Origin of the sequence: Pseudoalteromonas sp. APM04 (assembly GCF_022809815.1) — a bacterium.
Classification (GTDB): Bacteria; Pseudomonadota; Gammaproteobacteria; order Enterobacterales; family Alteromonadaceae; genus Pseudoalteromonas; species Pseudoalteromonas marina.
The window spans coordinates 2,616,953-2,640,459 of the sequence record NZ_CP094441.1; the positions used below are offsets into that span (position 1 = coordinate 2,616,953).

Here is a 23,507-nt window from a genome sequence, read left to right on the forward strand (position 1 = left end):
AATAGCGGCTTTGTTATTTGAGTTATCATTTTATACAGCGAGGCCTTGGCTCAAATTCACTCACTCTTAATGGAAGCTGTATCACTTTCCCACATCCTGGAGGAGCTTGTTTACCTGTGTGCTCGTTTACAAAGGCCCAACGGATTGAAGGGGGGCGAGTATCGGCAATAGCTTGTGGGTTGAGTGGTTTTAGATAACGGATATAGGCTTCTAGCGCCCCGACACTGCCAGTTAAACCGGTGCTTTTATTATCATCGCGGCCAAGCCATGCAACGGTTACCGTGTTTTGATCAAACCCTGCAAACCAGCTGTCACGTAAATCATTGCTAGTCCCTGTTTTACCAGCTAGTTGAATAGACGGAAAGTGCAAGTTTAACCGCTTTGCTGTGCCGTCTTTTGTTACACGCTTCATTGCATATTTGGTCATGTACACAGAGGCTTCATCAAAACGAGGCTCTGCACTTACTTGATGTTTATATAGCACGTTACCTACAGAGTCAGTAAGTGCTGATATAGACGTCAACTTCTTATACTCACCGTCATTTGCTATGGTGGTGTAAAGCTGGGCAACATCAAAACTAGATAACTCTAAAGCACCTAAGAGTAAAGACGGGTATTCATCTATTTGACCTTCCACACCGAGTGATTTAAGCGTTTTTGCAACTTTATCCACTCCTATATCTAAGCCTAAATTAACAGCAGGTATATTAATACTATTACTAAATGCTTGATAAAGCGGGATTGCACCACGGTATTGGCGATCAAAATTTTCAGGCTGCCATACATTACCTTCTTCGTTTGTTACCTGTAACGGCGAATCATCAAGTAATGTGGCTAAATTATAATTTGGTGATTGTAGTGCTGTTAAATAAACTGCGGGCTTAACTAAAGACCCTATATTTCTCTTTGTATCCAGCACTCTATTAAAGCCCGAATATCGAACGTCACGCCCTGCTACAAGGGCCGATACGCCACCTTTATCTGAATTTACAGAGATCATAGCAACCTCAAGCTTATCTGTTTTAGGGCGTTTCTCTAAATAAGGTAAGCTTTTCTCAACCGAGTTTTCCATTGCTGTTTGTTTTTGTAAATCAAAGTAAGTAAACACCCTAACCCCAGCATCTAGTATTTGCTGGTCGGGTAGTAATTTATTTAATTCACGGTTCACCAGTTCTAAATACCCTGGGTATGATTTTTGTAAACTTTCTTTCATTGGCGCAATGTCAATTGAGCGCTTAAGGGATGCTCGGTATTCTTTTGTGCTTATTAATTTATTTTCCACCATGAGGCGAAGTACTAAATCGCGACGCTCCATAGTGCGCTCTTTGTAGCGGCGAGGATTGTAATAAGACGGCCCTTTCACCATCGCTACTAGCAACGCTATTTGATCGTATTCAAGCTCATCTACTGGTTTTGAAAAATAAAACTCAGACGCCAAGCCCATGCCATGCACGCCTTGGTTATAAGATTGACCTAAATAAACCTCGTTTAAGTAGGCCTCTAATATTTGGTCTTTTGAGTAACGATAATCAAGAATAAGCGCAATAAACGCCTCATTGATTTTTCGCAGCAGCGAACGTTCACGGGTTAAATATATATTTTTAGCGAGTTGCTGCGTTAACGTGCTACCGCCTTGGACTGTGCGCCCTGCTCTAATATTGGTATATAGAGCGCGTAAAATAGAAAAAACAGATACACCGTGGTGTTCATAAAAATTACGGTCTTCCACCACTAGCAAAGTGTCTTTTAACATAGCAGGAAACTTATCAAGGGGAACAAATTCTCTATCTTGCTTCGAATCGTTACCAATGCGGGCTATTTGAACAGGTTCTAATCGAGCGTTGTTCAAGCGCCTACCAAATTTATCTTTTACAGAGGCTACCTTTTGTCCCGCAAAGCGCAGTTCAACAACCTTAGACTCCTCCAGCCCATCATAAAATTCAAACTCTCGTCGGTAAATTTTAATACTATCGGCCGTTTTTACGTATTGGCCGGTCCGGCTAAGCCTATTAACCGATGAATAATTTAGACGTTCGAGTTCAAATTCTACTTCTTGACGTGATAAGAATTGCCCAGGGTAAAACTGCATTGCACGCGCATACACTTGAGCGGGGAGTTGCCATTTATTTCCTTCAAATACACGTGTGGTTTTTGAATCTAAATAAATAAAGTACATAGCCATAGCAATAAAAACAGCCAAACTTAGCTTCCAAAAAACTGACCATGTTTTTCTCATAAATGAGCGTTTAAAAACAGTAGTTGCCGTTTTTTTTGTAGATTTGGGTTTAGCTTTACGTGACGAACTACTTGCTTTCGTTGCACGCTTTGAAGGGGGTTTACTACTAGGTGTTTTTTTATTATCAGCCATGTAAGTGTAATGTGTTCCAACGGTTTATTTACAAAGTGGAGCTTAGCATATTGGTAATAACCCTAACACCTGAAAAATTAACCTTCCCTGAAACGAAAAAAAGCTCTACCTAAAGTAGAGCTTTGATAAGCACACTATATAAATTTAGTTATTACGAACAGATACAAACTCAGGGTAAGCTTCTACACCACAGTCGTGTTGATCCATACCGTTAAGCTCTTCTTCTTCTGTAACACGTATACCCATTGTGTATTTTAATATAGCCCACACAATAAGCGATGCTACAAAAACAAATGCCAAGATAGTTACTAAGCCGATTAACTGATTAATAACGCTTGCATCACCGTTTGAAAGTGGAACCAGCATAATACCTAGTGCACCACATACACCGTGTACAGAAATAGCACCTACTGGGTCATCAATCTTAATTTTATCTAAAGCTATAATGCTAAATACAACTAATGAACCGCCTAGTAAGCCTAGTAGACAAGCCATTAATGGAGAAGGTGAAAGAGGGTCTGCAGTAATAACAACTAAGCCCGCTAGCGCACCGTTAAGTACCATTGTTAAATCAGCTTTGCCCCATAATACTTTACATACAAATAGTGCTGCAATTGCACCCATTGCCGCAGCCGCGTTAGTGTTAAGTAAGATTTGACCTACAGCCGTTGCGTTTTCTTTATCAGATAGTAATAACTGTGAACCACCGTTAAAACCAAACCAACCCATCCACAAAATAAATGTACCTAAAGTAGCAAGCGGTAAGTTAGAACCTGGAATTGGATAAACTTCACCATTTTTTCCGTATTTACCTTTACGAGCACCTAGTAAAATTACACCAGCGAGTGCTGCTGCTGCACCTGCACCATGAACAATGGCAGAACCTGCAAAATCAACAAAGCCCATTTCAGACAAGAAACCACCGCCCCATGTCCAGTAACCTTCCATTGGGTAGATAAAACCAGTTAAAACAACAGTAAATGCTAAGAAAGCCCATAGTTTCATTCGTTCAGCAACCGCACCAGATACAATTGACATGGCTGTTGCAACGAAAACTACTTGGAAGAAAAAGTCAGACTCTAAAGAGTGGTCGGCATCAGCAGCTTGCGTACCAATTAACGCGCCCAGTGATGGCATAATTCCGCCCTCAGCGTTGTCTACATACATAATGTTGTAACCAACTAACAAAAACATGGTACACGCGATTGAATAAAGCGCGATGTTTTTAGTTAAAATTTCAGTGGTGTTTTTAGAACGAACTAAGCCCGCTTCTAACATGGCAAAACCAGCAGCCATCCACATAACTAATATACCCGATATCAAAAAGTAAAATGTATCGAGTGAAAATTTAAGTTCTACAATTGTATTTTCCATAAGCCCCTCTTAAATTGCCTCTTCGTCAAGTTCGCCAGTACGGATACGAACTATTTGATCTAAGTCGTACACAAAAATTTTGCCGTCACCAATTTTGCCTGTTGACGCAATTTTTGTAATTGCTTCAACAACGCGCTGACAATTTTCTGTACGAGTTGCAATTTCAAGTTTGATCTTTGGAATAAAATCGACTTGGTACTCTGCACCACGATATAGCTCTGTATGACCTCGTTGACGTCCAAAACCTTTAACATCAACTACAGTCATCCCCTCAATTCCTAAATCAGCGAGCGCTTCACGCACATCGTCTAATTTAAATGGTTTTATGATTGCACTAATCATTTTCATAGCGGCCCCCTCGGACTCTTTATTGTTATCCTGTTGGGTAACATAATCCAACCTTTGTGCCACTATTTAATTTAATTTAAAAACAACAATTTAACCTTTAAAACTAAACTCACCATAAAAAAAACGCACCATTTAGGTGCGTTTTTTTAACAACTCCGCTACATTGGTGCACATATAAAAACGCCCCCAAAATTGCGCTATAATATAAACAGTTACCCGATACAGTTTCTGCCTTTGCTTTTTGCTTCGTATAACGCCTTGTCGGCAACACGCATCGCATCTTTTAAATTGGTATTTTGAAACTCTGCAAGCCCAATACTCGCTGTTATCGTGCAAGACTTGTCACTAATAGAAAAATCGTAACTCGCCATTTTTTTTCTAAACGCTTCTAAATATTCGCGTGCTCTGGCTAAATCGATATCAGGTAGAACAATGGCAAATTCTTCACCACCCACCCTTGCTACAGTAAAGTTTGCAAAAGTTGAGCGAATAAGAGACCCAACCTGCTTAAGCGCCTGATCGCCGCCTTCGTGACCAAATGTATCGTTTATATTTTTAAAAAAGTCCACGTCGAGTAGCGCTAGCGTATTATTTTGATTTTGATTTTTTAATAACTTTTCAGCATATTGATAAAAATAACGTCGATTGTATAAACCGGTTAAGTGATCTCTAAAAGCACTTTCTTTGATATCTGCAATCAGTGATAACTGCTCCATTGTTTGCAACACCCTGCAATGAAACTCTTCATTCATAAAGGGTTTAGTTAAAAAGTCGTTTGCGCCATATTTTATAAAGCGTGCTGATAAACCGTGCTTGCCTGCTCCAGATAAACCAATTACAGCTAAATCGTCTCGGCCTCTAAAATTACGAACTGCTTTAACTAGCTCAAAACCATCCATTGTTGGCATAGCGTAATCGGTCATAAGCAGCTTTATATCAGGATCAGCTTTTAATATTTCAAGCGCTTGCTGGCCGTCATTCGCGGTGCTTACATCAAACAATTGCTTTTCGAGCATTTGCTTCATTAACGAACGACTCAACATAGAATCGTCCGCAATTAATGCCTTACAACCTTGGTTTCTTAAAAGTTGAGAAACCAATTTAACGGCATAATGATAAGAATCACGGTTATCTTTTATAACGTAATCCACCACACCATCTTCTAGCATTTGCTGACGTTTGTACTCGTCTATCTTTGATGTGAGCACAACCGTAGGAATTGCTTTAGAAAGTGTATATTTGGCAACTTCGCCATTTGGAGCATCGGGGAGAGTTAAGTCAACAAGTGCTAATGAATAGTCGTACTTTTCTACATGCTCCTGGCATTCAGCCAATGACCAGGCAAAATCAACGGCAACATCTAAATACTGGGCAGTTAAGTGGCGTAAAACCTGCTGGACTACTTTACTGTCTTCAACCACTAATACTCTTTGCATAGACCTTCTCTTTGTTCTCATTACTTTTTGCAACATCTGCTGCAAACACAAAATAATAAAACTTACTGGTACCACACTTTAAGCAGCAAAAATAAGTAAATAAAAAACATCCCAGAGCCATTGTTATTTAACGCTTTAAATATTAAAGCACATTCCATTAACCAGCTTGTAAATCAATAATTGTAATAAAAACAAGCATGATGGCAAATATACCCGATTTTAATTCTTAGCTAAATAATTAAACAAAAATTTACACCATAAATAACTGATTATTTTACTTATCGGCTTATGTTAATTAACTCAACCAATAATATCGGCAGCTAGTCTCATTACTTTTGTTATTTTACTTATTTTTATCTTTAATACATTATAAAATATAATAAGGACTCCCCATGAAGCTTAGTCGTATTTTACCAATCACGGTTTTTGCATTAATGCTCAGCCCGCTTGCTGATGCTGATAATCAACGCCGTATTGATGTAGACAGTAAAGTAGTCACCCAACACAAAGCTAAAATTAATGGTCAACGCTTTAATTATACGGTTGCCACAGGCACTCAACCCGTATGGGACAACAAAGGTGATGCCGTTGCTACACTACAATACACGTATTACACGCGCGATAAAGTTGATGATAGAGCCAAACGCCCGTTGCTCATTTCTTTTAATGGTGGCCCTGGCTCAGCCTCAGTTTGGATGCACTTAGCCTACACAGGCCCTCGCGTATTAAAAATTGATGATGAAGGCTATCCTATTCAGCCCTATGGTGTAAAAGACAACCCTTACTCTGTGCTTGATGTTGCCGATATTGTTTACGTAAACCCAGTAAATACTGGCTATTCGCGAGTTATTGAAAACGAAAAAGGCGAAATGCTTTCTAAAGCTCAACAAAAAGACATGTTTTTTGGTGTTAACGCCGACATTAAATACCTTGGCGAGTGGTTAAATACTTTTGTAAATAGAACAGAGCGTTGGCGCTCTCCAAAGTTTTTAATTGGCGAAAGTTATGGCACAACACGCGTATCAGGCCTTGCACATGAGCTACAAAATAGCCAATGGATGTATATCAACGGTGTTGTATTAGTGTCACCAACAGACATTGGTATTAAACGCGAAGGCCCAGTTAAAGCGGCAAATCGTTTGCCATACTTTGCAGCCACCGCGTGGTATCACAAAGCACTAAATGCCGATTTACAAGCAAAAGATTTAGACGAACTCCTTCCTGAAGTTGAGCAGTTTACTTTAAATGAACTAATACCAGCATTAGCAAAAGGTGGCTTTTTAGCGCAAGACGAAAAGCGTCGTATTATTAAAAAAATGGCTGAGTATGCAGGCCTTTCAGAAACCTTTGTCGATCAAAACAACCTCGATATCCCTACACAATTCTTCTGGAAAGAATTATTGCGTGACCGAGGACAAACAGTCGGCCGTTTAGACTCTCGCTACCTAGGTATAGACAAACGTGATGCTGGTGACTCACCTGATTACTGGGCAGAGCTGACTTCATGGTTGCACTCCTTTACGCCAGCGATTAATTACTACCTACGCGAGGAGTTAAACTATAAAACCGACATCAAATATAACTTATTTGGTAACGTTCATCCTTGGGATAGAAGTGGCAATAATACCGGTGAAAACCTTCGTCTTGCGATGGCTCAAAACCCTTACTTGAATGTAATGGTACAGGCGGGTTATTACGATGGTGCAACTAATTACTTTGATGCCAAATACACAATGTGGCAATTAGATCCAAGTGGAAAAATGAAAGACCGTCTAAGCTTTAAAGGCTACAGAAGTGGGCACATGATGTATCTTCGCCACGCTGATTTAGAAAGCTCAAATAACGACTTAAGGGAGTTTATACAAAACTCACTACCTAAAGAATCTAAAGCTGCCAAATATTAAAATATTGATCAACCACCTATAAATGGCTTACCTGAGTCATTTATAGGTGAACACCCTTCCAGTTTTACAATAACTTATTTAACGGTTAGTTCGCGTAAATTACAGCTTCCAACTTTAATAACCGGTTCGATTGCGGTGTAGCTTTTAGTTTCTAACATTGTCCGTAAATTAACGAGCGTTTTGAAGGTACTTTTAAGACCCTCTTTATTGTATAGCCACGTTGGTATATTTCCCCCTGGTAAAGCGTAAACCTGATATTCAATATTTAAATCTTCGCCCTTTTGTGTAAGTAACCAATGTGCGTTTAGCGTTTTTATTCTAACTACCCGCTTAGTTAATGGTAACTCTTCAGGACGCGATTCGATAGTAAGCTTGGTTTGCTGAGTAGAGAGTCTTGAGTAACACGAATAGGTAACGGCATCACGGTTTGCCACTGGCCAAGGAGAGTCGATATAGCTATAAACGAGGTTTTCTGAAGGGCTTAAAGCTTTAATTACACGTACCTTAGACGTGTTTTCAAGCCAGCTTGAAGCAATACGCGTATCACTTAATAAATCTAAAAAGTCATTGGCTGTTACATCTTCAATATTAAGCTGACCTTTTACAACAAACGTATCATCAGAAAATTCCTGATATTCAATGCTTACTCCTTGCTCGTTTTTGTATAATTGCCAACGGGGCTCAGAGTAAGTATTAAAGCTTAACAAAATAATTAATAAACTAATGCACTTTTGCATAGGGGTTAACTTACAAAAGTGCTTTATCATCATTTTTGCCAATAAGGCTCTATGTCATACGAAGCAAGTCTACTTTGCTCCATTGCACTGACTAAATATTCAGACTTTTGCTCCAGCCAAGATTGAATTTTTGCAAGTTGCTCATCGTCTTGGCCTGCGCATAATTGCTTTAAGTACTCTAGGGTACTGAGTTCATAAACACCATGCGAAATATCTAACCACGGCAACCTAAACTCAAGACGTTCTTCTTTATCGAACATCGATCCTAAGCAATTACCACTTAGCAAGCTGTTTTCAAGCTGCATTCGTAAATTAAGGTAGTCAACTACACCAAGCGTTTGCTCTTTAGGCAATAATTGATGCAGGTTTTTCCAGTCTTTATTAAACAATCTTTCAGCAATAGAAGACACTGGATTTTCTGCAGCTTGGAGCTCTACCTGCCCCCAATCTTTTCGCCATTGCTTGTCAATCAACCACGTTGTTAACGAAAGCAATAAACGATTATAACGAGCACTATGAAAAAGCGCATTAATGTCATCAATACTAGGCTGCAGCTCTTTTAAATCGTTAATAACTTGCGCCAAAGCTGGCGCCGCATTTATTTTTTTATAAAATGCATGGCGTTTTGACGTATAAGTTTTTAACTGAATTGCATTTTCTACCCATGCTAACTCGCTCAAAAGCCATTTGAGCTCAGTACGAAGCTGTTCAGTACTGTCTTTAGAGACTATATCGTCAAACAACCAAAAAGTATGGCGAATTAAACTAATACCATCAGTCACCCTTTTTAAGGTTTTTAAGCTCGGTTTATCGAAGTAACACTGCTCATGCTTTTGCACAAACCGAATACCAAAGTTCATTGCTTCTTTTAAAGCGCTTTCTTGGGTCGCAGAGCGAGGAAGCTTAACAAAGCCAATCGACTTACTAGGCTTAAGCGGATTGTCGTCGGCTAAACGGTAGCCGCGTGCTGCTTTTGAATACAAACCGAGTCGGATACAGTTTTGGCTAACTAAAATATCAGCCAAAGCAAACAGCTCATTGCGGCTGCCTTCAATTAATTCTATTTCCAGCTCGCTGATCATCTCAACTTGCCCAGAGGCTGCGATTTCGCCTTTATCAAGCACCACTTCAATTTTTGCACCAGCTTGCGTTTCAATTAACCACGTACGGCGAATAAAGTTAGTGCTGAAAATAGGATACAAATTTTGTGAAATTGCATCTACTTGCATGCCATGTGGCCAAATATCAGCACTAAACGCCATTAAGTTAGGGCGGCTGGAATCAATAGGTAAGTTATATTCTGGGCGCTGATGAAGGCCCCCTACAACTTCGCCGGCAAGCTTGATAGTTTGTTCGCACTGATTGTCAGAACAACGGGTTCTAAAGCCAATATCAAGAGCTCGTAGTTCACGGCTTGGCGTATCATAATAGGCATTTTGCAAACTACGCGATGGTTTATTTATAACCGTTTTAGCAAATTGAGTAATTAGTGAGGGGATCAGTGGAACAACGGCATCTGATACCAAAAATTTCAGTTCTATCTCAGTATCCATTCGGTCTGCGGATTACCTTTAAAATAAATAAGTGGTCAAAATAAACAAAGCGCTCTAACAATGCAAATTTTTTAGGCTTATTAAGTGCTTTAATCATGTCAGGGTTACAATATCAGCCTTGCTTTTAAAAGGCTAAATCCCTACTATCTTGCATTATATGTGAATTAAAAAACCATGTTCATAACGGACTCAGTAAGAACAACAAGGTAGATAAATGCTAAAACATTGTTTATTCGGGCTACTTTTAACAGCCACTACGTTTATAAGCTACGCACAAGATGAAGCACAAACAGCGAGCCCATCAGATGCAAATACCGCTTACGTTATTGATAATTTGTATACATTTATGCGTTCAGGCGCGAGCAAAAATTATCGACTACTTGGCTCTGTAGACGCGGGAACAAAAATAACCGTACTGTCTGGCGAAGAAAACGGCTTTATTAAAATAAAGGACGATAAAGACCGCGAAGGTTGGATTGAAACTAAATTTATTTCTACTACACCTGGGTTACATCAACAATACCAAACCTTAAGCAGCGAAATGAGCACCATGCAGGAAAATTTACGCCTTGCTCAAATAGAGCTGCCACAGCTACAAAAACAAAATCAAACCTTAACCGATCAAAACCTGCAATTATCAGCGCAAATTACAAGCCTGCAAACAACACTCGCGCAAGAGCGCACGCAAAAAGAAGCCGCTAGTTCAAAAGAAAAACGACAACTACTTACCTACGGCGGTGCGATTGCATTTTTAGGGTTGTTTTTGGGAATCATTTTAACCATTGTTTTGTCGCGCCGTAAGCGTTACGAAGGCTGGGCATAAATTAATTGAATGAATGTTGTTCAATAAAAAAGCCGCTATTAGCGGCTTTTTTATTCGCATATCAAATATTGAGCTATGCATATATAGCACTGGCTTAACTATAAAAAAATAGATTAACTTACGATTTTGACAGCGGCTGTACTTCTTTATTTTCGTTCATCTCTAACTTTGGCGCATTCATTCCCTTTAATAAACGACCGAATATATCAGCACCAGTAATAATACGCTTCTCATCACCCCATACCAGCACAACGTCGTGATCAATAGCACCATCAAACGATTTATCGAGCGAATGATTTGCGCGTATTTTTAAAATAACCTCACTTAAACGCAGTGTTTCATCCGTTACAATAATAGGTCTGTGGCAAAAATGGTAAGGGTCAAAAATATCTGGCTCAAATAATGCTGATCGTAAAAAACCATCTGCATCAACCACTAATAACGGCCACCCATCGTTGTTAGTCAAAATTACCCAGTTATAGCCCGATTTGTGTAATTTACGTAAAAACTCATTATCGGCTGATAATGTCAGTTCAGGAAAAATAGGTAAATCAAGTTTAGTAGGTAAAGAGATTATAGAATCTGGATCAATTATTTCCCCTTCTTTAGTTACACTGATTTCGTCTAAGCTAAAAAAGTTAAGTGCACCAATACCTTCAACATGTTGCACATCAGCTTCTTCTGCCTCAATGTGTTTACGTATTATTCCTCTAAGCTCGCTTTCAGCAAAATAGGTAATACCTTCTTTGCCCAGCCATGCATCAAGTACCAAGGCCGTTGGTTTAGCAACAACATAAAACAAAACTTGATAAAACTTTATTAATGGCGAAAGCATACTCGCCATTTTTAATGCATTACGAGAAAAATAAGCTTGAGGTGTTATCTCACCGATTATCGTAATCGCAATCGTTGAGAATAAAAACGAGCTAGCGCCCATTAATACAGAATCAGAGAGCAACGTGAGTAAAACGTTAATACCCACGTTACCCCACAAAATGGTTGCTAGTAAAAAGTTAGAGTCGTTACGAAGTGCCATAACCTTAATTGCCGCTTCGTTTCTTTTTGAACTTTCCATTTCAAGCTGTAATCGGCTTAAAGAAAAGAACGCCAAATTCAAGCCCGAAAATATTGCCGATTGCGAAATACACAGAGCAATAGCACACCAAATCATGACATCAAACGTCATTTTATTTTCCTGTTAAAAAGTTTATAGCAGCAACAAACTGCCTAAACCTAAAAAGGTCACAAACCCAACAATGTCGGTAACCGTTGTTAAAATAACAGAGCCAGATAACGCTGGATCTATTTTCATTTTGTCTAAAATCGATGGTATTACAACGCCCGCGAGCGAGGCCGCTACTAAGTTTAATAAAATAGCGACTGTAATCGTTACACTTAACATCAAATCGTTAAACCATAAGTAGGTGAGTAAACCAATTACAAATGCCCACACTAAACCGTTAACAGCCCCGACTCTTAGTTCTTTTTTAAGTAACGCATTGCGGTTTGAATCAGTCACCTGCCCCAAAGCCAAACCACGCACGATAACGGTTAATGTTTGACTACCCGCAATTCCTCCCATTGAGGCTACAACCGGCATAAGCACCGCTAAAGCAACCACTTGTTCTATAGTGGCGCCAAATAGACCAATGAACCACGATGCTAAAAATGCAGTGGCCAAGTTTATACCTAGCCAAATACCACGGTTTTTGGCACTTTTTCGTACACTGGCAAATAAATCTTCGTCCTCTCGTAAACCACCCGCCTTTGCGGTGGCTTCATCGGTTATTTCTTGGCGAAGTTCGTAAGCAGAGGCAATTGTTAATCGCCCTAATAATTTATTATCTGAATTTACAACCGGCATAGCCATTTGCTCAGAGTGAATCACCACTTCAGCAGCTTCATATAAATCATCGTCTGCATGCAATGATGAAAAATCATGATTTGCCAGTGTCATTAAATTATCGTTATCGTGTGCTTTAATAACATCGTTAATGGCCACTTCACCAATCAAACTGCCTTTGCGGGTCACTAAATAAATGACTTCACTGTATTGCGGTACACCTTTAAATAAAAGCTTTTTTGCGCCACCAGCGGTTAACTTGTCAGACACCTTTAATATATCAAAACCTAGCCAGTGACCGAGTTGTTCTGGTGGGTATTGCTGTGCTAAATCGTACTGCTTGGTTTGCGCTTCATCTAATTGCTTTTTTGCATAGTCGACAAACCGCTCAGGTATAACTTCTTCTAATTCGAGTAGCTCTTCTACATTTACTTCATCAAGTAATTTAAATGCATCACTGTCATCAAGTGTTTGCAGTAACCATAAACAACTGTCAGGGCTTAAATTTACAAAAATTTCATGCTGTGTATCTTCGTCAAGCAATTGCCAAATTTCGAGTCGCTGCTCTTTGGGTATTGCTTCAAACAATAAAGATAGATGCTCTGTAGAAAGTGTGCTTTGTGCGTCGATCAACAGTTTATTCTTACGTTCTGTGGTGTCGCATTGCAGTAAGTCGTTTATGAGTTGTGGAAGCTGATCTACCGGATACTCAATCATTAAAAAAACCTTAAAATTAAAAAGCACATTATTTACAGTTTACCTTCTCAATTAAAAATTGCAGAAAAAACGGTACTTTAATTAAAGATGTGCATGCTATTTTGCGCATTGTATGGGCAAAACAAAGGCAGTACTATTTATTTTTATATAAATTAAAAGTATGAAATTAAAGTATTAGAAAATAAAAAGGGAAAGAAGTTGGGCAACTATGAATACTAAAGCATACAGGCATTATTTTGTATGCTTTAAATATGTGGGATTAAATTTCGATTAATAACCCTTTGTCTTTTTTTACTTTTTCAATAACCATATAAGTATGGTGTGTGCCTACACCGGGGATATCAACTAAGTCACCCAACACTTGCCTGTACTCTTCCATGTTAGATACACGTATTTTTAATAAGTAGTCGTAACCGCCTGCAACCATGTCACATTCTACAACTTGTTCCATTTTTAATATGTGTTCTTTAAATACTTTAAATACAGCAGTATTTGAGGTAACCAACGACACTTGAACATGAGCCACTAAGCTTTGGTTTAACTTAGCTTCGCTTAATTTAGCATAATAACCCTCAATATAGCCTTCTTGCTCTAATCGCTTTACGCGATCAAGGCATGGGCTTGGGCTTAAATTAACTTGTTTTGCTAAGTTAACGTTAGAAATTCTGCCGTTTTTTTGCAAAACGTCTAAAATTGCTAAATCAATGCGATCTAGCATGCGTAATCTATTTGGATTTGTCATACAGAATTTTATGCGGATAAGTTAAATTTATGCCCTGTAAATTATCGTAAATCGACAAATTTAACCAGCATATTCTGCTGAATTTTATTTAGAATGCACTCTCAATATCACTGGTATTTTATTGGTAATTAAATTTACTTTAAATCTTAACACTGCTAAGGGTTGCTTATGTTATTCAACGGCGATTTAACAACTGACTGTCCTATAAGACAAAAAATCCGTGACTTTTACCGCATAGACGAAAATGCGGTTATCGATCATATTTTACCGCTTGCAGAAGTAGGCGTTAAAGCACGAAGCCGTGCTTGGGAAAGAGCCCGCCAAATTGTTTTAAACATTCGTAAAGAACAAGATGGTCAAGGCGGTGTAGATGCGCTACTGAATGAATTCTCGCTTTCAAGTGAAGAAGGCGTAGTGTTAATGTGTTTAGCCGAAGCGCTGCTTCGTGTACCAGACAAAGAAACCCAAGAAGCCCTTATTCGCGACAAGTTAGCAAAAGGTGATTGGAGCTCTCATTTAGGCAGTAGCGACTCTTTATTTGTAAATGCATCATCTTGGGGCTTATTAGTAACCGGTAAAATGGTTAACTACACAGATAAAACCAAAGACCAACAGTTTGGTATGCTTAAAAAGACCATTGGTCGTTTAGGTGAGCCTGTTATTCGTAAGTCTGTAAACTTTGCAATGAAAATTATGGGCAAGCAATTCGTTATGGGTCGTACCATAAACGAAGCAATTGAACGTGCTGCCGACACAGAGCAAAAAGGCTATGTATATTCTTACGATATGCTAGGCGAAGGTGCGCGCACAAGTAAAGATGCTAAACGCTACTTTGACAGCTACATGAATGCCATTCACTCAATTGGTAAAGCGGCAAATGGCCGTGGTCCCATTAAAAGCCCTGGTATTTCTGTAAAGCTTTCGGCTATTCATCCTCGCTATGAATTTACGCATAAAGACCGAGTAATGGCTGAAATTGTACCAAAGCTAAAAGAGCTTGCTCTGGCTGCAAAACAGTACGACATTGGTTTTACCGTTGATGCAGAAGAAGCTGACCGTTTAGATATTTCACTGGATATTATCGAAGCCGTATTTAGCGATAAAGATTTAGATGGCTGGCAAGGGTTTGGCTTAGCTGTTCAAGCGTATCAAAAACGTGCGATTTTTGTTATTGAGTGGCTAACAGAGCTTGCTACGCGTGTAGGTCGTAAACTAATGGTGCGCTTAGTTAAAGGCGCATATTGGGATACTGAAATTAAAACTACACAGCAAGATGGTTTAGATCACTACCCTGTATTTACCCGAAAAGCGACAACCGACGTATCATATAAAGCATGTGCAATTAAAATGCTAGAAGCACGTGATGTGCTATACCCACAATTTGCAACCCACAATGCATACACTGCAGCAACTATTCTAGAAGTGGCTAAAGGCGATAACACAGGGTTTGAATTCCAACGCTTACACGGGATGGGTGAATCGTTATTTGACCAAATTGTAAATGCAGAAAAAATTCAGTGTCGTGTATACGCTCCCGTTGGCCAACACGAAGACCTATTAGCCTATCTTGTTAGACGTTTACTAGAAAATGGTGCAAATTCATCGTTTGTAAATGCCATAGTTGATACCTCTAAACCGGTAGAAACACTGCTGCCAGATCCGGTAGAAACGCTGCAAGGGCTTCGCAACAAATACAATACGCAAATTAAAATGCCAATTGATTTATACGGCGAAGAACGCGCTAACTCTAAAGGCATGGACTTAACCGATATAAACGTGATTACCCCGTTTAAAGAAAACCTAGACAACTGGTTTAACGAGCACCTAATAGATCAAAGCCAAGTCCCTGATGGATCACTTGCTGTTAAAAACCCAGCAAACCATAAAGAAATTATCGGCCATGTAAAACTACAAAGCGGCGATGAGATGAAAACACTACTTGCTAATGCAGAAGCAGCGTTTGAGTCATGGTCGCAAACCCCTGTAAAAGACCGCGCTAATTTATTACGCCGAATTGCTGACATTTTAGAACGTCATCACGACGAGCTCGTTGCTATTTGTATCAAAGAAGCGGGTAAAGTAGCACAAGATGGCATAGACGAAGTACGTGAAGCAGTCGACTTTTGTCGTTACTACGCAGCACGAGCCGAAGAACTCTCAGAAGATGAGCGCTTTGAAGCACGGGGTGTAATTCTGTGTATTAGTCCATGGAACTTCCCACTCGCTATATTCTTAGGGCAAGTGGCTGCTGCCATTGTGACGGGTAATACTGTTATTGCCAAACCGGCTGAACAAACAAGCTTAATTGCATTGCGTACAATTGAACTTATGCTATCTGTGGGTTTACCAGAGCACGTCGTGCAACCTGTTATTGCACGCGGTAGTGAAGTGGGTAAAACAATTGTTCCTGATGAACGTATTCAAGCAGTTATGTTTACAGGTTCAACTGAAACCGGCACATTAATTTCTCAAACGCTTGCAGCAAGAAACGACATACAAGTGCCATTAATCGCCGAAACAGGTGGTCAAAACTGTATGATTGTTGACTCTACAGCACTGCCTGAGCAAGTAGTTGATGATGTTATAAGTTCGGGTTTCCAAAGCGCTGGTCAACGTTGTTCAGCACTGCGAGTATTGTTTATCCAAGAAGACGTAGCCGACGGCATCATTGAAATGCTTAAAGGTGCTTTGGCCGAATTACATATTGGCGATCCATCATTGTTATCTACCGATGTAGGACCTGTAATCGACGAAAAAGCACTTAAAAACTTAACCGAACATGTTGAGTACTTAAAAGGCAACGCAACACTTCATTACGAATGTAAAATTCCGGATAACAGCGAAAATGGTGCGTACTTCTTTGCACCACGTCTTTACGAAATAAAAGACCTTTCTGTACTTAAGCGCGAAGTATTTGGTCCATGTGTTCATATTATTCGCTTCAAAGCGAATCAACTTGATGACGTAATCGATCAAATAAACAATACAGGTTACGGCTTAACAATGGGTGTACATTCACGTATTGAAGAGCGTTGCGAGTACCTTGCTAAAATGTCTCGTGCTGGCAATGTATACGTAAACCGTAATATGATTGGCGCAATTGTTGGTGTGCAGCCATTTGGTGGCCGAGGCCTATCGGGTACAGGCCCTAAAGCCGGTGGCCCTAACTACCTACAGCGTTTGGTGAAAGAAAAAGCATCGCCAGAAAACGTACAAATGACAAACCTAACGCCAGATGAGCTTGATTTACACCACTACAGCGGTGCAAATGCCCAAGTAGAAAAGCTAATGGCTAATTCAATGCGCGATGAAAAAATTTGGCGAGCAACCCCGCTAAATGACCGTGTATCTGCTGTTCGTCAGCTACTAGCCAAAATTGCTACGGTAGAAATTATTGATGACCTTGCTGACGATTTAGCTTTAACGCTAGCCGATGCGCGTGCACAGCTAAACCGCCTTGAAAAGCATATGCGTAAATTTACAACGTTGCCTGGGCCAACGGGTGAGTCTAACACGCTTCATTTAGAAGCTCGCGGCTGTGTTGTTTGTTATGCAGATAAGAGTACCTCTTTTAACTTTTGGGCGTTGTCTATTATCACTGCATTAGCTGCGGGTAATACGGTAATTACAGTTGCCTCTGAAATGTTTTACGAAGAAGCCGAAGCATTCAGAGAGAAGTTTATTGCTACAGGTGTTGCTGAAGGGGTATTCCAAGTAGCTAAACCTAATCAGTTACAAGCTATTTTGGCCCACCCTCATTTAGCAGGCGCAGTTGTTGCAGCGCGTTCGTCTCGTTTAGGTTACTTCAGCCAGCAACTTGCACAACGTAAGGGCGCTATATTACCGGTGATCAGTTCTGAATATTACGACACATTAATCAAGCGTCTTATTACTGAAAAAACAATTAGTGTAGATACAACGGCGTCAGGTGGTAATACATCCTTGATGACCTTAGTTGAAGATGATGATTAATTAAGCTAATACTAATTACTTATAATGTTTATTAAAGGCACCTTTTGGTGCCTTTTTTCTATTTAAAGTACGTAAAGTTTGCTATTTTCAATATAGATTTATTAGTTAAGTAGTTAAATTGAAAAAGCTCCCTGTTTCTAAATTACTCCCTGGTATGTTTGTGCAAAGCGTCACAAAACAAACGGGCAGAGTAAAAATAAAAAGCCAAGGCTGGGTAAAAACCCAAACGAGTATTGATAAGCTTATTAAGGCGGGTATTTTAGAGGTCGAAATTGACCCAGATAAAACACTCACCGAAACAGTGCCTGAAAAAGAACAAACCAAAACACCTGCCACAAAAATAAAACGCGATCCTTGGCAAAAAACGCATAGTGCAGCTCAAGAAATGAATAAAGCTAAAAAGCTTTATGACGAAGCTAAAACGCTGCAAATAAAAGCATTTAAAGATATAAAGTCCGGCCTGAACATTGATATTGCTCCATTTAAAGAGCTTGCTAGCGGTTTTATGGATTCAGTTTTTAGAAACCAAGACGCCCTAGCCTGCCTCACGCAAATGCGCCAAAAAGATGCATACTTACTAGAGCACTCTATAAACGTATCTATCTTAATGGGTATTTTTGCAAAACACCTTAATATTGAAAAAGACATTATTGTAGAGCTCACCACAGGTGCGCTGCTGCATGATATCGGTAAAATAAAAACGCCAGATGAAGTCCTCAATAAGCCTGGGCGCTTAACCGAAGCCGAATTTGAAATAATGAAGCAGCATGCGGTTTACTCTAAACAAATTTTGGAAGAGTCAGGTTTAACTGGTATTGCTGTAGATATTGCAGGCATGCACCATGAACGCATAGACGGAACTGGTTACCCTTTTGGTAAAAAAGGAAATGAAATAAGCCAGTATGTTCGCATGGCTTCTATTGTAGATGTATACGACGCCCTAACAGCAGAGCGAGTTTATAAATCGGGCATGGAACCCATTAAGGCATTTAAAATATTAAAAGAAGGCTGCCCAAATAGCTTTGACGGCGAATTACTAACTAAGTTTATTCAGTGTATTGGAATTCACCCTGTGGGCACATTAGTAAAGCTTTCAAGCCAAAAAGTCGGGCTTGTGACAGAAAGTAATCCCGCGATGCCATTAAAGCCGATTGTTAAAACCTTTTATAGTGCAAAGCACAGCCGTTATACAGAAGTGCTCGATATTGATTTGTCGAACAAGCGAATTGAAGACTCACTCGAAACAACCGTAAAAGCCGGCGACTTCAACATTGATTTAGAGCGTTTTTACAAAAACTCCGTATTACCTTAAATAGTCAAAATAAGCTCAATGTTACTCATTGAGCTTATACTTTTTGTTACTCTGGCCAATCCTGCAAGGCTTTTAAACTAAACTCGTAACCGTCAAAATCTATTACGCTTTGCTCAGGTGTAATTTCTTTTACCATTAATGCACCAATACTATCACCTTCGTGAAGCTCTCGCCCATTTAGCTTTATCCAGCGTTTATCTGCACTTGATGAATAAATATGTGCTTGATACTTTATCCTAGGTAGCATTGCTTGTAGGCCATCTGGTAACAATTCGATAGGCTCTACCCGAGATGACGATTTAGAGGCCTGAGTTACCTCATAATCTTGGTTTTTATCGACATCTTGCACTGCCTGCGCAAACGCATTTTTAAGTGTAGTTGGCACAGCATCAAGCTCAGGGTCACTTTTAGGTTCAGCTTGCGTTACACCACTAATTGGCTTACCCAACACTTTATATTTACTCATATCAATAGTTGCTGACGACGTACTTTGAGTTTGTTCAAAACCGCCTTGGTTATAAGTTAACTGTGTATTTGAATTAAGTTGACCTTGGTTTGGCTGATTATAATTTTGCGTATTTACAAGCGAAGGTTGATTAAAAGTTTGTTGGATGCCACTAGCTGCACCTGTTGATGGCATTGGAATATACTGCCCAGTTGGTGTTAACAACATTTGCTGAATACCCGTGGGTGTTTGCACGTGCACTAACTGCCCTTCAATAGTTGCGGTGTTGCTTGGCGCTTTTTCAGGTTTAGGCTTTACATTCACCTCAGCTTGTTCAGTGGCAGGTAATGCTGCTGTCTGTAACTCAGTCGTTACTTGTTCATTACTTTGAGTGCTAACTACATTTGAGGGTTCAACAGAACCAGGTGATTGGACCCATTTACCAAAAGTAAATCCGGCCGCCACCGTTACAAAGGCAGCCAAGCTGCCCCCCAAAACAAAGGCGATACGGCGGTAGCGAGCGAGTGCTTGTTGCTGTTTTAACTGCTCCGACTGTAAATCGTATTGCTCGGCGCTCATATCAGCTTGTTGAGATTGCTTTAATGCATCTAATAAATAAGACATAAATCACCTAACTATAAAATAAAGGAAAGCCCAATACCTGCGGCAAACAAAGCGCCGAAAGCAAAGCAATAAATTAAAATCGATGGCGACTGCTCAGGCTTATTCGTTGTTGCAACAAAGTCAGAAGGTAGTGATTCTTGCGCAGATTGTTTAACAATTTCAGCATCTACAACAAGTTGCTGCTTCGAAAAAGTACCCACTAAAGCTCGTTCACACACTAGGTTCATCAAGCGAGGTATACCGCCTGTCATTTTATGAACCATCTGCATTGCATCCATCGAAAACAATCCTTTATCGCACCCAGCAATGTGTAACCGGTGCTTGATATACGCCACTGTTTGGCCTTGTGTTAAAGGTAATAAGTGATAACGCGCGGTGATCCGTTGAGCAAGCTGCCTTAACTCATTACGTTTTAATAAATCTTGAAGTTCTGGCTGACCTACAAGCACGATTTGCAATAGCTTTTTGTGGTCGGTTTCTATATTAGTTAATAAACGAAGTTGCTCTAGCACATTGGGGGCAAGTAGCTGCGCCTCGTCAATAATTAAAATAGTATGGCCACCCGCCTTGTTATTACTCTCTAAGTGTTTTTTTATTATATCGGTTAAACTTTTAAGCGTCGCATTTTGTGCGTCATAACTAATTTTCAATTCATCGCAAATACTGGCTAACAACTCAAGTTCTGACAGCGCAGGATTATGAATCATCGCTACTTGTGTATTTTCAGGTAATTGCTCTAGCATGCTGCGGGTGATTGTTGTTTTTCCGGTGCCTACTTCGCCCGTTAGTAATACAAAACCACCGTCTTCACCCAATCCATAGGTTAAGTGTGCTAAGGCTTCTTTATGGCGCTCGCTTAAAAATAAATAATGAGGGTTAGGCGAAATCGAAAAAGGTTTTTCGTTCAGGCCAAAATAGCTTAAATACACCGTGATGTTCCTTCGTAATTAAATCACCGCCTATAATGGCAAAAAAACGCGCACAGTAACATCGTTGTAAGCGCTTTATTGTTGAAATAAAGTAAATTTATGTAAAACCAAAAAAGCGCAACTACCGGAGTCACCTCCAATAACTGCGCTTTTAATCAAACTTATTTGGTCTTTATTTTTCGTAGCGAACTAGGCGTAAATAAACATCACTGGTTTTAGGACGTAAACTATTTAGCCCGCTGTCAAACTGATACACCCAGGCCGAACTCATACTGCTAACACCCGATGTGCTAGACCAATAGTTTTGAGATTTAGTGCCTAAAAAAACAACTTCATTTATGCTTGGCTCTGTACAACTGTGCTCTAAAATACTGGCTAGCTCTTTAATATTAGGCACCTGCCAATCATCATAATTTGCAGTTGTATCGTTAGTCGCGCCTCGTAAAGCTTCTTGCCACGTCACTGCAGGCGTAGACCCTTCGCACAGTAATGTTTCTGTATTATAGGTTTGAGAATAACTACAACGCTGCCACATTAGGCCAGTTTCAGTGTCAGATACTGTACCATCGGCATTAACGGTAAACCTATCGGTTGGGGTTGTTGTGTCAGCACCGCCATAACATGTTTGCGCAGCTACATTAAAACTAAAGCCAAAAACTATAAACGTATTTAATAATTTTAATTTCATAACACTCTCCTATCGGCTTCTGACTAAACGAACATACGCGTTGTTTTCTTTTGGATAGGCAAGGTCATTACCATTGCTCATATCAATAATATAAGCTTGCGATAAACTGGTGCCATCTGCTGCAGTTTGAGATGTCCAATAAGGTAAATTAACATTATCAATAGCACCCGCTTCTGGCATATTTGGAAAGAAAGCTAAGTCAATTAAAACGCTTTTCCCTTGTTTACCATAATCTATTAACCCCAAAAGCTCTGTGTAAGTTGGTACCCGCCAATTTGTTCCTCCACAAAAATCGATAGCATTAACTTCATTTATATAGGTTTGTAGGCCACAGCTTGTGTCGTTAGGGCATGTTGTATTTGCTGTGCTGTCTGCATCGGTAGTTGTGTCGCCAATGTCCCAATAATAGCTGTTTTGTGCATCCCGTAACGTTGTGTTTGGTAAAGAACCAGACGAAGGTGATTTAACTTCCCAAACAAGCCCTGTTACGTTGTCACGAATACAGCTAAAGTCTTCACTTGAGTCATCAACTTCATCGGCAAACTGATTAAGTTTTGTATAATCAAACGCGAGATTACCTATGCCTGCTTTATCTATGCGGTTAGCAAAGCTATCTCGACCGAGCTCTGCGTCTTGCTCAGGAAAGTCGTCACTGCCACAATTTATGCGCTGCGTATTGTTGTAACATTCTCCCATACCACTATCGTTTATCAGGCCAAGCGCCTTTGGCGTTATATCAATAAACACCGTATCTGTATCGGTTCGTCCTTTCGAATCGGTAACGGTTACTTCAAAGCTAACTGTGGTGTTGGTGTCCACATCGGAGGCAAAAAAGCTAGATACACACTGTTGGCTATTGCTGAGTGTTTCGGCATTTCCGGTTAATTGTTGCCACTCACACTGGTATGTATCAGTAACTGTTTCACTATTGCTTGCATCTAATGTTACCTCGTCAAATTCTTCAACATTTTGATCATCCCCTGCATTTGCCGCAACTAATTCATTGGTTTTATTAAGGCTCATCGTGAATTGAGTACTGGCTTCGCCACCCTCATCGTCTGTAACCGTTAAACGCCAAAGCAATGTCGTGTTTGCTTCTAATAAAGGGTGAGTAAAACTTAATGTTGAACCATCAAAGCTGGAAATATCTAAGTCAGGGCCTGATATTAGTTCCCAAAAATAGCTATTCACCATCCCATTTTCATCCGGATCACTAGAATCAACACCGCTCAGTATAACGGTATCTTGGTATACAGAAGGGAGTGTATCTGGTGCTGTTTGTGTTATTACAGCAATAGGGAGCTGGTTATTAGAACTAACCGAAATTAAAAGGTCGTCACTTACTGTGCTATTGCCAGTGCTTTGATAACTGACCCTTAGTACAATTTCACTGTCTGCTTTAACATCAGGTGCCGTAAGTGTTTGCTCTGCGCCTTCAAGTGGAAAGCCGTCTATACTTGGCCCGCTTACTTGCTGCCACGTAAATGTACCGTCAGCAGGTGAGCCTTGGGCGGTAATGGTAAAATCAATTTTTTCGATTACTTGTATGTCCGGACCAGCATTCACAGAGGATTCAATATTTGTGGTACTGTCACCACCGCCGCCACCGCCGCATGCTGTAATAAAAATGCAGGAAAAAAGAGGGATTAACGCTAACGCTTTCATTCGTAGCACCTTGTGTGTCAAATAATT

Annotated in this window: 17 protein-coding genes; 4 read left to right on the top strand and 13 right to left on the bottom strand. The window is 39.9% G+C overall.

Annotation, left to right across the window (positions count from 1 at the left end):
* Positions 1-25: 25 nt before the first annotated feature.
* The 4 genes from mrcB to MTP24_RS12090 form a co-directional block, all read right to left on the bottom strand.
* On the bottom strand, positions 26-2,368 hold the full coding sequence (mrcB, locus tag MTP24_RS12075; protein ID WP_243531408.1) for a penicillin-binding protein 1B: 2,343 nt from the start codon (positions 2,366-2,368) through the stop codon (positions 26-28).
* A gap of 144 nt (positions 2,369-2,512) precedes the next feature.
* The gene (locus MTP24_RS12080) at positions 2,513-3,742 is read right to left on the bottom strand and encodes an ammonium transporter (protein ID WP_006791512.1); all 1,230 of its coding nucleotides are present in this window, start codon (positions 3,740-3,742) and stop codon (positions 2,513-2,515) included.
* Between the two features lie 9 nt (positions 3,743-3,751).
* On the bottom strand, positions 3,752-4,090 hold the full coding sequence (locus MTP24_RS12085) for a P-II family nitrogen regulator (RefSeq protein WP_004587162.1): 339 nt from the start codon (positions 4,088-4,090) through the stop codon (positions 3,752-3,754).
* A 212-nt stretch (positions 4,091-4,302) separates the two neighbouring features.
* Positions 4,303-5,526, bottom strand: a complete 1,224-nt coding sequence (locus MTP24_RS12090) for a response regulator (RefSeq protein WP_243531410.1) — start codon at positions 5,524-5,526, stop codon at positions 4,303-4,305.
* A 392-nt stretch (positions 5,527-5,918) separates the two neighbouring features.
* On the opposite strand from MTP24_RS12090, the gene MTP24_RS12095 reads away from it, so the two are divergent.
* Positions 5,919-7,430: a carboxypeptidase gene (locus tag MTP24_RS12095; RefSeq protein ID WP_243531412.1), complete on the top strand. Its 1,512-nt coding sequence runs from the start codon at positions 5,919-5,921 to the stop codon at positions 7,428-7,430.
* A gap of 74 nt (positions 7,431-7,504) precedes the next feature.
* Here the strand turns inward: MTP24_RS12095 and MTP24_RS12100 are convergent, their stop codons facing one another.
* The gene (locus MTP24_RS12100; RefSeq protein ID WP_243533718.1) at positions 7,505-8,197 is read right to left on the bottom strand and encodes an START domain-containing protein; all 693 of its coding nucleotides are present in this window, start codon (positions 8,195-8,197) and stop codon (positions 7,505-7,507) included.
* Positions 8,197-9,720 (bottom strand): CYTH and CHAD domain-containing protein, encoded by a 1,524-nt coding sequence (locus tag MTP24_RS12105; protein WP_006791517.1) that lies wholly within the window; start codon positions 9,718-9,720, stop codon positions 8,197-8,199. The genes MTP24_RS12100 and MTP24_RS12105 overlap by 1 nt, the downstream gene beginning before the upstream one ends.
* Before the next feature lie 214 nt (positions 9,721-9,934).
* On the opposite strand from MTP24_RS12105, the gene MTP24_RS12110 reads away from it, so the two are divergent.
* A complete protein-coding gene (locus MTP24_RS12110; RefSeq protein WP_243531414.1) occupies positions 9,935-10,543 on the top strand; it encodes a TIGR04211 family SH3 domain-containing protein in 609 nt (202 codons plus the stop codon).
* A gap of 118 nt (positions 10,544-10,661) precedes the next feature.
* Here MTP24_RS12110 and MTP24_RS12115 read toward each other — a convergent pair whose 3' ends face one another.
* The 3 genes from MTP24_RS12115 to MTP24_RS12125 form a co-directional block, all read right to left on the bottom strand.
* Entirely contained in the window at positions 10,662-11,729 is a 1,068-nt protein-coding gene (locus tag MTP24_RS12115) for a CNNM domain-containing protein (protein ID WP_243531416.1), read from the bottom strand.
* A gap of 21 nt (positions 11,730-11,750) precedes the next feature.
* Entirely contained in the window at positions 11,751-13,103 is a 1,353-nt protein-coding gene (locus MTP24_RS12120) for a magnesium transporter (protein WP_058430165.1), read from the bottom strand.
* Positions 13,104-13,362: 259 nt separating this feature from the next.
* On the bottom strand, positions 13,363-13,845 hold the full coding sequence (locus tag MTP24_RS12125) for a winged helix-turn-helix transcriptional regulator (protein WP_033035753.1): 483 nt from the start codon (positions 13,843-13,845) through the stop codon (positions 13,363-13,365).
* A 168-nt stretch (positions 13,846-14,013) separates the two neighbouring features.
* Here MTP24_RS12125 and putA point away from each other — a divergent pair, with 168 nt between their 5' ends.
* Together putA and MTP24_RS12135 are read left to right on the top strand one after the other, a co-directional pair.
* Positions 14,014-17,817 (top strand): bifunctional proline dehydrogenase/L-glutamate gamma-semialdehyde dehydrogenase PutA, encoded by a 3,804-nt coding sequence (putA, locus tag MTP24_RS12130; protein WP_243531418.1) that lies wholly within the window; start codon positions 14,014-14,016, stop codon positions 17,815-17,817.
* 118 nt (positions 17,818-17,935) lie between these two features.
* Positions 17,936-19,129, top strand: a complete 1,194-nt coding sequence (locus MTP24_RS12135) for an HD-GYP domain-containing protein (protein ID WP_010556978.1) — start codon at positions 17,936-17,938, stop codon at positions 19,127-19,129.
* 46 nt (positions 19,130-19,175) lie between these two features.
* On the opposite strand, the gene MTP24_RS12140 is transcribed toward MTP24_RS12135, so the two are convergent.
* From MTP24_RS12140 to MTP24_RS12155, 4 genes are all read right to left on the bottom strand, one after another.
* Complete coding sequence (locus tag MTP24_RS12140; protein ID WP_243531421.1) at positions 19,176-20,198, bottom strand: general secretion pathway protein GspB; 1,023 nt, start codon at positions 20,196-20,198, stop codon at positions 19,176-19,178.
* A gap of 11 nt (positions 20,199-20,209) precedes the next feature.
* Positions 20,210-21,127: an AAA family ATPase gene (locus MTP24_RS12145; protein ID WP_010556976.1), complete on the bottom strand. Its 918-nt coding sequence runs from the start codon at positions 21,125-21,127 to the stop codon at positions 20,210-20,212.
* 172 nt (positions 21,128-21,299) lie between these two features.
* Positions 21,300-21,815 (bottom strand): DUF1566 domain-containing protein, encoded by a 516-nt coding sequence (locus MTP24_RS12150; protein WP_006791527.1) that lies wholly within the window; start codon positions 21,813-21,815, stop codon positions 21,300-21,302.
* Between the two features lie 9 nt (positions 21,816-21,824).
* Complete coding sequence (locus MTP24_RS12155; RefSeq protein WP_243531422.1) at positions 21,825-23,480, bottom strand: DUF1566 domain-containing protein; 1,656 nt, start codon at positions 23,478-23,480, stop codon at positions 21,825-21,827.
* Positions 23,481-23,507 lie beyond the last annotated feature (27 nt).